Below are 13,327 nucleotides of genomic sequence, written 5' to 3' on the forward strand. Positions count from 1 at the left end.
CAGATCCCCTGTGGCATTTTCGTCAACCGCGATGGTGGAAAACCTCAAGGAAAACCAACTGCTCCACTCCGATGGACGTTGCAAGCAGCCCCGTCTTCACCATATCTTTGACGTGTGCCGTGGATACAGGCATGAAGATCATGCGGACGAAGACGATGCATAGCTTTCGGTGGCTCATTGTGGCCGCTCTGCTGCTCGCTACAGTTATTCCCGGAATCTCCAATCCGCCCACGGCAGAGGAACCGATGCAAATCGTGGAATTGCGCGAGATCGGCCTCCTAAAGATCACCCCACGCTTCTATGGTCATGAACGGAACCGGTCCGCATGGGTCACCATGGAGGCAAGAGATGCGCGGAAGGCGATGACCTGTGCGTCGAAGTATCTGGCGGACACCCTTGGGTTCGGAGAGATAAAGCAGGTCAGAGATCAGCCTAGCCCGGCTACCGTCCTTTCCTTGGAGGGAACGGGCTGGTGGGTGCTTGGGGTCGAAGGTCAAAAATTTCATATTCTTTTTGCCCACAGCAAAGAAGACCTGACCGGGCTCTGCAAACGTGCGCAGGCCGCTGCTTGGCATCCGGTAGAGCGGGACAGCTATCCCAAATGGCTGGACTGTTTTGATAACTCATCGCTCACATTCTGGTTCTCCGGATTCGGCATGCGGCCCACGGATTACCCCAGTGACTTCGAATGGTGCGCCAACCAGCAATTTGGATTTTGCACCCCGATCGGCAATTCGGAGCGGCGGCTGATCGCTCCTGGCGTCGTGGATACATCGGTGATGGATTGGTATGCTGCCATGGCGCGCAAATACCGCATTCCCTACAAAATGATGGCGGCAATGGCTGAGCCGATTCGCTCCGAAAGCCTTTGGAACTATGCGCCATTGCCGCACCTGACTTCAGCGGAAGGGCACATCGCCGCTTTTCCGTTTTATTATGAGAGGTCGGCCATGTCTTCCTCATTCCAACCCACCGCTGCGACGGATGCCTATACCTTGGATTTTCGTCGAAGAGTAAGCGAACAGTTTAAATCTGAATCCTATTTGATGGGCCACCATGTCATGCAGGAGATGCCCTCAGGACCTTTCGACATCCTGGGTCTTGCTGCGGTGGCTGGTACGCCGGAGATTCAAGAATTATGGCGGCAATACGTTCGCAACATCCTGAAGCTCGACCTCAAAGGCGCGGGCCTTCGGTATCAGGGTGACGCCGCCGCCTATTCTTCGTGGGCGGATTTGCAGATTCCCTCTCTCAAAGAATTGGCCGGATGGGATCCGTCTGTTACGGACCTAAAAGGCACCTGGGAAGGCCGTGCGGACCGCCAGAAACAAGCCGTCACCGAGAGATGGTTTGATGACGGAACGCCATCCGAACGATGGAAGCCGGTGGATAGCCAAGATCTGGGGATCATGTTCTACGGGAGCAGTCGCAAAGAGGACTCCTGTGACTATTGGTTGCGTCGGAAATTCACAACGAGCGCAAACAGCACCGGTCCAAAATTCCTGCATATGGCATGCACGCCAAACGCCCCGATACCCGAAATATGGATCAACGGGAAGCAACTCAAGCTGCTCACGCTCATTAATCCCGCAGTTCCAGATTGGGATCTTTGCTTCGATGCTGACGAGGCCATCCAGCCTGGGGAAAACCTGATTGCTGTAAATACCAAGGGAGCCCCCATCGCGTCTTACGTCTTCATCGGAGCCAGAGGCAAATGGAGCTATCCCGGCGCATCGGAGATTGTCAATCGCCGCTATTACGATTCCATAAAATTCGAAGAATGGTTGGTTATGCGCGAGTTGGAAAACCGGATGATCGCTATCCGGTCCGGCGATCCCAATCGTCCGATGAAAATCATGGCCCCGCACAATTACATGGATCTGGTGATGGACCTGTGCGCCCGGTATGGAGCCTATCCGCACGATACGGGAAGCGCCGGTTCCTGGTTTGCGCCGTTCAACTATTCGCGTTATGCCCGCACCCGCGGCCTTCCCAATAGCGCCGAGCAAGGCAGCGTGCCCGACCATGCATCCAGCCTGCAGGCTTGTATGACTCGGTATTTAATGACCGGTGTGGATATGGTTGATAACGTTGGCCATATCGCAAGATATAGCAACGATCCCAAAAAGGGGCCATGGATCGCGCAAAACAGGGAGCTCCTCCGTTGTATTGGCAAGCTGGATTATCTGCCGCCGTCCATTGGGATCTTACGCTCGGGGCGCGAACTGCGACTGGGGATGAGCGATATCTTTCAATGGGATCTCGGTCGTGGAGCGCTCCCAAGCTCAGGCAGGCCATTTACTTATGCAGAGCTTGGCGACGTGAAAAATGGCCACATCAATCAGTACAAAATTCTCATCGATTGTGCCACCACGGTTCTTGCCGACGAGGAAGTGACCGCCCTGGAAAACTACGTGCGCCAAGGCGGGATCTTTATCGCTTTTCACAACACCGGAATGCATACGCCAGAAAAAGCCTATGCGTGGCCCATTTCCCGACTCACGGGCCTGAAGGTCACGGGGCCTGTTCCGGAGAGTGCGGGAAAGACAATCCGGTTTAACACGCAGCAAAACGTTTGGCCTGCTCTACGGGGTCGGGAAGTGGATGGAATGGGAGTCTCTCTCGACTGGAAAAAGCAGGACCGGACGGGCACCCCGATTGCCATGGAGGCATTGACCCCGGAAATCCAGGTCGTCGCCGAATGGAAGTCTGAGGAAGCGCCTCACAATATTGCCATTGCGTGCAGGACAATCGGGAAAGGAAAGGTCATCACTCTCGGCTCGACATTCTGGCGTCATGCCAAAGATGAAGGAGGCCGCTTCGATGAAGCGGGCACGGTGCCGTACCTGGATGAACTCCTGACCACGCTGGGCGTTCCACGCGAAACGAATGCGGGTGAATTGTGGGCTGAACAATGGCGCAGCAAAAATGGATTGTACGACGTCTATTCGGTGGCCCAAATGAACTCAAAAGCCGCGCCAGCCTCTACGGACGTCAAGCTTCGGCGTGTCGCCCCGATCACCCGTCTTTGGGAAATCTCGGCCCTGCAACACCCCGAGCATCCCGTGCGGCAGGAGGATGGAGGCATAACCATTCCCAAGGTGGAAATGGAAGCGATGCAATGCCGCGTTTACGCTTCACCTCGCACGGATATCGAAAATGCGCCCCTAGACTGGATTAAAGTCCAAACCCGCCAATGGGGAAAGCTGGCCAAAATCGATAAGGAAGATCAGCGCCACGTTACCGTCGAGCCAGCCAAGGATGTTTTTCCGCTCATTGACAACTGGTTATGCGCAACGGGTAAACGCGACACATCGTGGGCTAATCCCGATACCCAACTCTCTTCGGAATGGAAGCCGGTGAAGCTCGGTTCCTTTGCCGCGATGGGCCTGGAGGAGGAAACGATCGCTCAGTTTCGTAAAAAAGTGATCCTTCCGGCGAACTGGGCCGGGCAGACGGTTGCCTTGCATTTCAACGCGGAAAATGTCTCGTGGGGAATTGGCCCAAAGGGCTATCTTTGGATTAATGGTCAACTGGCAGCGATTAAGCAACCGCTGAAACTCGAAGCAGACAATTCCTTTGTCATCGAACTCACGCCAGAACAAACCAAGAACCAGGTCCTGGTCATTGGCCTCGAAGTCGATGGCCGCCCGACGGACCAGAATCAGTCCAAAGCCCGTCCCGCAGGTGTCACGGGCAGTTTCTTTTTGCAAATGACGGCACCACCGGCGCAGACCACAGCCCTCACAGAATGGACCCAGGCATCCGACTTAAATGTACTGACTCCGGCAAATATAGGCCAAAAAGTGGACTGCATGTATTTGGAAACGAGCTTTGTATTGCCCGCTCAGTGGCCAGGACGAAAGCTGTACCTCAAATCACCGGTTCTCCTCGGCAGCCTGTTTATCAATAATCATTACGTTGCCGCGCCCAAATGGATGCATGAAATTGATATCAGCCACTTGGTTCATCGCGAGGGCAACAACGTCTTGCGCTGGGTTCCCGAAAAATCCGAGCCAAAATGGAATGTTCCTTATCAAGGCACAGTTCCCCAGATGAGTCTCGTCTGGTTGCCCTAATCAGGCCAGCGAACGTCATCGCCTCCAATTCCTCAACACTCTCTCAGCGCGTATGGCGGTGAGGGAGCAACCAAGCAACACATACCGGAAAACCGCCTAAAGATTCTATTGATTACCTTTATGAAACGAACCCTTATCATCTCGCTTTTTTCCGCCCTGGCGATCGTCGTAGGGCTTCCGGCGCCGCTGTATGCGGCACCCATGATCCCGGATCTGCAATGGACCCAGCGTTCCGATTGGATCAATGTCAAAACCGATGTGACTCCCGCCGCAGTTGGAGACGGCGTCGCGGATGACACCGCTGCCTTGCAGGCCGGCCTCAATCGCATTGGATCTGGCTCGACGCTTTACCTTCCGCCAGGCACCTACCGCATTACAAAGACGCTCGATTTCGACCAAAAGCGTCCTCACGGGATGGCCATCATCGGCCATGGTCGTTCCACAATCATCCGCTGGGATGGAGAGCCGGAATCCCGGATGTTCTGGGCGCATGGCGGCGCTGTGTCGTCACGCTATATGGGAATCACCTGGGATGGCAACAATGTGGCAGCGGTCGGGATTGATCATGCATCAAAGACGTTTGAGACAGAATTGCAGCACCATCACGAGGCTTTTCGGAATTTTACGGACGCGGGAATCCGAATCGGTTATCGGGACAAAAGCATTCCATCTACGGAGAAGCGCATGGAATCAGCGGAAATCCAATACACCAACTGCTTGTTTGAAAACAGTCGAAGAGGTGTGGCTTTCGTAGAATTCAATGACTACGATAATACATTTGATGGATGTGAATTCCGTCGCTGTGCGATAGGCATCCAGGATATCCACGGCAACACCTTTGCACGGAATTGCCATTTTGAAGAGAGCACCGAATCGGACCTTTCCCTTGCCAGCGAACACTCCAGTTCCGTTCGCCGCTGTACATCCACCAATTCCAACCGCTTCATCGACCTTGCCAGTGCGGTGGCGGCGCTTACCATTCAGGATTGCCATGTCGCGGGGTGGAAATCCAGTGACGGCGCAGTGCAGTTGAGGGGGGGGCCAGTGACCATCCTCGATTGCTCCTTTTCAAATCCCGTTCAGAGCAGTGCGCCCATCAAGCTTGCAAATGGCGATCAACGGTTAATCCTATCTAATAATACCATTAAAGGAGCACCCGAATTGCTGCAGGCCAACAACTCCACACACATCGTGGCATTGCCTGCGGGACAAAGGAAGGGCGTTATCACATCCGCATCCCAGCATTTCCTGAAAGAGATGCAAAAAGTCCCCCAAAAGATCTTTGATGCAAAGGTCGACTTTGGCGCCAAAGGCGATGGCGTTACGGATGACACCAAATCCGTTCAGCAAGCCATCGACGCAGCGCGCCAGCTTGGGGAAGGCGCCATGGCCTATCTGCCCTCCGGAGCGTATCTATTGAGCGACACCCTCAAGGTGACCGGAGGAAACTACATTGTGGCAGGCAGCGGGTTGTGGACGCAGCTGAAGTGGAAAGGTTCCCCGGACGCAACCATGATGGAGATCACCGACCCGGACCACATCACGTTGCAAGATATCAGTGTCGGAGGGCACGATACTGGTGAACAGAAGAACAAAATCGACATTCACCAGATCGGTTCTCCAAAAGCAACGTACATGACTTATGACAACGTTGCTGTCTATGGCAAGTACTACAAGAAGCCTGATGAAGGAGGGCTTCGGTTCACCGGTTTGTCACCTCAATCCACGGTGCATCTCCGCAGTCTTCAAGGCAACATCCGGTTCACAGATTCAGCTCGGGCAACGGTTTTGGCTGACTCGTCCTACGAGGGTGCGGTCACTGTCGAAGGCAAAGACAAACGGCGCGATGGGTTTCTCGGTTTCCAAGTACGGCTAGGAACCATTAACAAGCATGTGCTCTACGTCCGAGATAATCAAAGCATCACTATAAGTGATTTTTATATAGAACAAGCCGACGACGGGTTTGTATTTCAAGGCAATGACGGAGACCCGGAAGGGCGCATTGTAATCCAGGGGAGCAAGCTGGGCACCAAAGAAGGCCCCATTACCATCGACAACTATGGCGGAATGATCCTGCTCGGGCACAACCAGTTTTATGGAACGCCCAACCCGACCGTCTTCTCCCAAAAGGGAACGAGGCCTCTTGAGCTACTTCTCGTCTCGACCATGTTCTATAACACCGCGCCTGAAATCCGCCACGACGAGAATACGAAAGTATCCCTGATCGCCAACCAACAAAAAGGCAAGGCGAATGGGGACACGGAACTCAAAGACAGCTTTTCCCCAGCGACGGCTGCCAGCATGCTGGATGAGCTACGTCGGTTGGGAGCCCTGGATATTCAGCTCAATTATCCAGAGATCGCTAATGGTAGCCCTCTTGCCAAGTAAAGCATTACGCAAAAGGGATTGATCAAGAGAATAGAAAACCCGGCGGCCAATAACCGCCGGGCTTTTATATTTTAAGGAGCGCTAAAGAAATGCTGAATCCATCGAAGGGATGCGGGTTTCTGCGTGTCCCTCAAGAGTTGCAGGTGTTCCGACTACAGGTCCTCTCTTGTGCCTGATTTTTCAGCCCTTGCGATGGCGGCAATCACCCGCAATGCAGTCGCCAATTCACCAACTGGAGGTTCAAGCTTCTCTCCATGGATTGCCCGATAGAACGCCTCCCATTGATAGTGACCGCTCCGATTTTCGAAACGCACCTGCTCGGAATAGGGATGATTATCCCGCCTCGTTAGCAACCGAAGCGTGGTCGTTCCCTCCGGACCTCCTCCAAACACCAACGGCCCCACGTTTCGGTAGATGGTGCCATGCTCGAAATTTAGCGTCATCGAATCCGACCATCGCTGCCCGTCGTCGATGCATAGTGACGCGAAAACATTGGCAAGTGTCCCGTTGGAAAACAGAATGCCCACTTGGGCATTATCCGCCGTGGGCCTGCCGGTGCGAATGCGCGAGGAGAGAACCTGAACGGCTTCAGGTTTCCCAAACAAGTGCACCAAATCATTGATGAGGTAAATTCCGATACGAAAAACTGGAGCGACGGGGCAGCGTTCCGGATCGTCGTACCAACTTCCATCGGCTTGTTCTTGATAAGGCGAATACGTCTCGGCCCGGCAACCAATAGCTCGTCCGAGTGAATATTGATCCCGCCATTGCTGAATCTGCGCCAAATCCGGTGGCAGAAGCGGTGCGGGGGAATTGAGATGCAACACACGTCCCTGAGCCTTTGCTTCTTCAAAGACTTTCGTCGCCTCGCATGCGTCCAGCTCAAAGGGTTTGGTCGTCATGATGTCCTTCCCCGCAGCCATGATCTTGCGAATAAGCTGTGCGCGACCGGCTGGGCCGGTGAAAAGGCCAAGCGCAGGGATGGCGGGATTGGCAAGCAACTCGTCCAGCGTAGCGATTGGCGCATCAGCCTTTTTCGACATTTCCTGTGCACGGGAGGGATCCAAATCACAAACGGCGGCAATTTCAAAAAACTGCCCGGCTCCCTTGGCATCAAGTAACGCCTCTATAATCCATCGGCCATAATTAAGGCCAACAATTCCGATCGGTATTTTTTTAATAGACATAGGCATAAATCAGGAGTCCCTCGGGAATTCCTAGAACCCCAAAGAGAATACCCCGGGCGAATGGCACCCAGTATTTTGCCAACGAGAGATTGGCGAGCTTTACGGACTAAATTCCTTAGTGCTCAGAACGTGATACCGGTAAATACTTTCCAGTGACGGCGTATCATTAGCCGCCGGATCCTTTGCGCTCACTCTGGGATCATTGGGATCGAGATAACGCTCAAACGTCGTGGAACCACGGAAGGATGCGATGACCTCGCCGCCTTTTGCGGTATCAAAGACTGTTGGTTCAATCGCCACCTTGGCTTTCGGGGAACGGAGAACTTCGGCCCGGTAATGAACCGTGAAGGTGTTGGATTTTGTCGTTAAGCGAGGGTAAACATTCGCATAGGGTCGTTCGCGAGTGTTGTCGCCCACGAGGGCAAAATCGTCCCCATACCATTCATTCTGCGCTACCTCATCAGAGCCCCAATGCTTACCTTGAGGGACGAAGTAAATGTCGCAGATTTCTGAAGCGGATCGAAAAATCTCGCCGTCCTGATTGAAGCGTTTCACGACTTGGCGCAGCGTGCCATCGGCATCGCTCAAATTTAACGGAAGCCTCGAGGTGTAGGTCAACGTGGAGCCGATATTCCTCTTGTAGGTGCCGGCATTGAGCTTTGGCTGGATGGCAACATTCTCCGCAGCCAGCGCTGCCCGCAATCCGGCCGTGCGGTTGATATAAGTAAATGGCACGATTTGCTGGTTCAGGTTGATCTTGCCCGCCGTCGAGAAGGGTTCGCTTAAGGCATAAGGCTCCACGACAGGCATCCAAAATAGATCCAACATCAAATGATCAGGAGGCATCGTGAACGGAGGGCCACCAGCCGGCAAACCGCGTCCTGGATGATTGGAGGGCCCGGGCCGGAACAGCAGGGTCTGCCATGGCAATCCGCGACGAACTCCGGTCGAAAGCGAGCCAAACATTCCCGCAGAGGGCACTTGGCGGTTGGGCGAAAAATAGGTCGGCCCCACGTCGCCAACGGAGTTCGAAAAATACGGTATCGTGTAGTTGCCGGAACCGGGATCAATGCCAGTTGCACCTTCGTCGGGAGCATTCACATAAGGACCATCATTGATCAACGAGGTGCCATTATCCCAGTCGCCGAGTGCTCCATTGGACGTCCTTGCGCCAAGCGTATTTCCGGCAGAAATGTAGGGCTGTTTGGCCGGGTCATAAACAGCGCCTTCAATCAATCCCGACCGGGTTCCGGCGGCAGCAAATCCGCAGGCGTACCCAAAGCTATGCCCGTGAGCCATCCTGGTGCCAGGGTCGAGGTAATTGGGATGTGGTCTAAAAAGCGTGTTGGAAGAATTGGGACGAAATAGTAAACGCAGGTCGCCGGAATTGATCACCACGCTTTTGATCGTATCGGCTGGGTCCAGGAGCCCATTCTCGGCGCCTTTATCCAAATCAAATCGATCTTCCGAACCGGTCAAATTGGGTGGATTGGCTGGCACCTGAGCACCGGGGGTGCCCAGACGGCGTACCACTCCGAGATTCGGCACCGGAAAGCTTTGTACGGACATTACACCGCCCGTGCTCATGTTTACGGCATCGGGGAATGAGATCTTTAGAGTTTGAGAAAGATTTCCAGGAGCTTTGCCTGGATTCGTTAAGGAATCCGCATAGAGCTTCACCGTAATCTCGCCGCCCTGAAACTGCATGGTAGGCACCGTGCAAGGTGCAACCAGGGTTTTATTATCAACCGCGAGGATATTGCTATAAAACGGAAATTGGTTCGCCGGGTCCGCCTGGCCCAAAACTTTGCCGCTATTCCCCGTGCGCAACATGCCACGAATATCAAGATAGCTCAGAAGCCCACCGATTCCTCCCATATGGGACCCCATCCAATTGAGGTTCATGTAGGCTTTGGCTGCCGAGGGAAAACCGAGCGGGGTAAAGGCGCTATCGGAAGGGTTAAGTTTGATCCCAAATTGTTCGAGTCCACTGATCTCCACCCATGTGCCCGGGCACCAGGAGGTGACCCCCTGCCCGGGGGTCAAAAAGCTGAGCAGCAGGTAGGCTTGTACGGCAGTTTTGCCGGACGGCGGTGTATTGTTTGTGGGATCGGCGGCTGTGTCCATTCCCAAGCGGGTCCCGATTTGTTCGGTAAAAATCGGGATCGCATTGGCGGGCGGTGTTACAGAGTAATCTTTCCCTTTGCCTAAACCGACAAACCATATGGAAGCCTCCGCAACTTGCATGAAATGCCCACCGAACCCACCGGTTCCCCAGTCCCCTTTGTAGGCAGGAACGGCGACGGAGAGGTTCCCGCCAGAGATATGATTCCGAGATCCCGGCGTACTCGCTAAATTCGGGCTGAGCGCATAGGCATAAGGGAAACGCATATTGGCCCCTGTGCCGACGGACGGAGTGGTGGTATCAAAGAGGTTAGTGCAACGAATATAGTCAAAAATTTCCGTGAGAATCTGACGCGTTTCTCCCTGGGTATATTTTGCGGAAAAGGAGCCTCCGAATCCAGGAATCGCCATTCCAGTCAAGGTGTCCAGGTAATCGAGAAGCGCCGTATTTCGAGGCAGGGATATATCGTCCCCCACAAGCATCGAACTTCTTCGTGTGAAATAGAATGGGCGAGCCGAGGGTCCGGATCCAACGGTTGAGCAGAATGCGATGAGACGGTCGATGGCCGTGCGGTAGTTTTTGTCGGCCGTTTCATATTCGGGCCAGATGCACACGCGCGGTTTGCCATAAAGGTTCAACTCGGGAGCGCGGCTGGCCGCCGTTAAGAAAAATGAGGCGTTCTGGATTTGGTCTTTCGAAAGTCCAATGTTAGCCACCCGATCACTGGAACTCGAGAGTTGCTGAGAGAAAAGGATCTCGTCCACGGAAGAATAGAGACGATCCTTATCAGGAACCAACGCCGCCGTGATATCCTTAACCCCAACGGTTGCGCCCATGGAGCCCCCATAGGAAAGGCGCGGCACAAGACTAAAAATCTGCTGCGAGGTGAGGTTTGGAAACAGACTCTTCAGGCACACCATCGCAGGATGGCCCGGATAGCGCTGGTATTCCCCTCGAGCCGGTTGATAACCCGCGAATTTTTGTTCGGCGTTGGTATTGAAGCGCGGTGTATCCCAAAACGTGCCGTCTGAAGCCGTATTAATATTCACTTTGCACGAATCGTCATCGGCCCAAAACGCAATCCGGCCAACGATCGGGTTGGCCGCCGTCGCACCACTCACCACTGCGTGGGTTCCATTCCCCGTGGCGGTTTGCATTTTCCCATCTTGCAGCACATACAGCCATTTGACGGGCATTGGAACGGTGTTAGGCCCATGATCCACCGGCGCACCGGATACTGTAAACTGGTCGATAGCCGATACTGGAGACACCTGCCCCTCCATTGGATTGGTGTCAATGGCGGAAGGATTGACGATCGGGAATACCGATTGGAGGGTGCCATCTGGTAGTGTCGTTGAGACCGGTGCATTGAGATCGGTCCATATACACGGATCATTGGACCAGGTCGACGAAACCGGGTCATCCGAGTTCGACTGCGATGAATTAAAAGCGCCCGTTCCGACCATCTTGTCCGCGCTGTAAAGTTTGCGATAACCATGCGGACTGCCGGTATTATCATAAAGGCGAATCATCCCGGGCTGCGAAGCCCATGCGTAAGAGTTTTCCGCCGCTTCCATCGTCGCCGCCTTAACTTGTGAAATAGCGAGGTTAATACAAGTCTGGGCCAGCAATCGCCCGCCATCCGCATCGTAGCTTGACTTTGATACGGAGACCTCCGTCTTCATACTCATGAGGAACGCAACGACGAGTAGCGTTATGAAAACTAGTGATGACAATACGAGAACAAGCGCAAACCCACCATGCCGCTTTCCCTGCCCCTTCAGGAGCCATGCTTGTTGTTTAATAAAGTGAGTCATTAGGGGCGGAAGGTTTGGATTCGACCGGTCTGGAGATCCAGCCGAATCGTTGCGAAATTTGCGGGCAAAGCTTCTCCTTTTTCGTCAGCCCGCAGGAACAAGGTTAGTGTCGGCGAATCCGAACCGGTGAGGTTCGTTGTTCCATTAGGTAGAAACCGGAAAGATTGCGATTTGATGGTGTCCCCGGGCTTGGCGACTGCGGTACCGCACAGGGGAAACAATGAAGAGAATTTTGTGCTCCGACTGATTTTTACCGTCTCCGGAAGCAGCGAACGTTTCTGAACCGCACGTGCTGAGCCATCCGACTGGATCGCAAAAAGCGCCACAGAATCAGGTGCCGACGAACCCGCCGTGTCATCGCAATAAAACCGCACCTCGACGGGCAGATTACGGGTGCAAGCGGTTTGGTGCGCGATGGTCAGCTCATCCAGCACCCGCGAAACCCCGGACCGCAAATCCATGGCACGCTTGGCACTCCCGATCGCCGGAAGCGATAGTCCCGCCACCATGAACATGATCCCCACCACCACAATCAATTCCAATAGCGAAAACCCATCGGTGCGATGGGGTCCTGTGTGGCGCGCACGGAGTTGAACCACCCACTGGAGGGGCTGTTTGAAGTGGATCGTGTGCATCTTAATTGCTTTCACTCCAGCGCCCCGTTCGTAACATTACTGTTGAGCGAAGCACCACATATCGAATCCGTCTTTCATCAAGAGCCACCTGCAAGCGGCTCAAGTCATCCGACAGTTGCGCCGGGTCTTGAAACAACGCTGGATCTACCAGCGCGGGCGGCGTATCGCTTGTGCAGAGCCGTTCTGCCGAACGCTCATCAATGGCCACCATGATCAAATCTACTTCGGGAGGCAACTGGTGTTTCTGCTTTTGTTCCAGGGAACCGGAGGAGGTGACGTCATTGCGGGAATTGTAGACAAATCCGGCTCCCGTAAGAGCTTCCGATAGGCCGAAATTCGTATCGCTCTGCTTTCTGGGCGACACAATCAAGGCGATGACATTTTCCGCCAATGTATGGGGCTTCGGTTTCGTGAGGTTAATCCATCCCATACTGGCATCGCCCAAATACTCGGCCCCGGAAATCGCTTGATACAACGCAAATTTCTCCGATGGGACTTTCCATTCCTTGAGTCTGAAGCGATACCGTTTCGCCACTTTATTTGGAATTTCGTCCAAAAAACTAGGCCGTTCAGAAGCTTCATCCCCATATTCCACAAAATAGCCATAGGCATTCAGCAGATTCGGGAGATTCCCAAAGCCAGATTTATCGTAAACCATCCCCGTCGGTGCTTGGAAAAATAGAGCATGCGTGGGATAGCTGGCGGCAGCGTAAGTTCCAGTTGAAAGGCTGGCCATCGGCAAGCTCAGAAACTGGAGTTCGGATTGGCGCTTATAATACGTTGGGGCATCAACCCGATCGTAGTCCCAATACGTGTTTAGGATCGCTTGGCTGAGATTACTCGTGAGCTGAGAATATGCGGCGCGGGCATCGGAGAACGCCTTCATCTTTTCGGTCGAATCCGTCCACGCGCGGGAAGTCAGGCTGGTTGTTTTTAGCAACAACATCATCAATAAGCTCAAGATCGAGGTCGCCACCAACACCTCAATCAACGTAAAGGCCTGGCAAAGGATGTGGGGTTTAGCGGCGTACATGTCTACTACCGGCCCGAAGGTGGAAATTTGCCTTAATGGTAACGACCAAATACGACATTGTTG

The 13,327-nt window shown here is 53.8% G+C and carries 6 protein-coding genes; 2 read left to right on the forward strand and 4 right to left on the reverse strand.

What is annotated here, in order from left to right; all coding sequences use genetic code 11:
- Positions 1-71: 71 nt before the first annotated feature.
- Positions 72-4,079: a type 1 glutamine amidotransferase family protein gene (locus B2828_RS07360; RefSeq protein ID WP_479633062.1), complete on the forward strand. Its 4,008-nt coding sequence runs from the start codon at positions 72-74 to the stop codon at positions 4,077-4,079.
- A gap of 120 nt (positions 4,080-4,199) precedes the next feature.
- Positions 4,200-6,467: a glycosyl hydrolase family 28-related protein gene (locus tag B2828_RS07365; protein WP_479633063.1), complete on the forward strand. Its 2,268-nt coding sequence runs from the start codon at positions 4,200-4,202 to the stop codon at positions 6,465-6,467.
- 152 nt (positions 6,468-6,619) lie between these two features.
- Here B2828_RS07365 and B2828_RS07370 read toward each other — a convergent pair whose 3' ends face one another.
- From B2828_RS07370 to vccC, 4 genes are all read right to left on the reverse strand, one after another.
- Positions 6,620-7,654, reverse strand: coding sequence for a Gfo/Idh/MocA family protein (locus B2828_RS07370; protein ID WP_479633064.1), 1,035 nt, complete (start codon positions 7,652-7,654; stop codon positions 6,620-6,622).
- Between the two features lie 99 nt (positions 7,655-7,753).
- Positions 7,754-11,596 (reverse strand): Verru_Chthon cassette protein A, encoded by a 3,843-nt coding sequence (vccA, locus tag B2828_RS07375; protein ID WP_479633065.1) that lies wholly within the window; start codon positions 11,594-11,596, stop codon positions 7,754-7,756.
- The gene (gene vccD / locus B2828_RS07380) at positions 11,596-12,231 is read right to left on the reverse strand and encodes a Verru_Chthon cassette protein D (protein ID WP_479633066.1); all 636 of its coding nucleotides are present in this window, start codon (positions 12,229-12,231) and stop codon (positions 11,596-11,598) included. Before vccD ends, vccA begins: the two co-directional genes overlap by 1 nt.
- Position 12,232: 1 nt before the next feature.
- Positions 12,233-13,264, reverse strand: coding sequence for a Verru_Chthon cassette protein C (gene vccC / locus B2828_RS07385; protein ID WP_479633067.1), 1,032 nt, complete (start codon positions 13,262-13,264; stop codon positions 12,233-12,235).
- Positions 13,265-13,327 lie beyond the last annotated feature (63 nt).

This window comes from Spartobacteria bacterium UBA695, from assembly GCA_002298145.1.
In the GTDB taxonomy this organism is placed as follows: domain Bacteria; phylum Verrucomicrobiota; class Verrucomicrobiia; order Chthoniobacterales; family Chthoniobacteraceae; genus UBA695.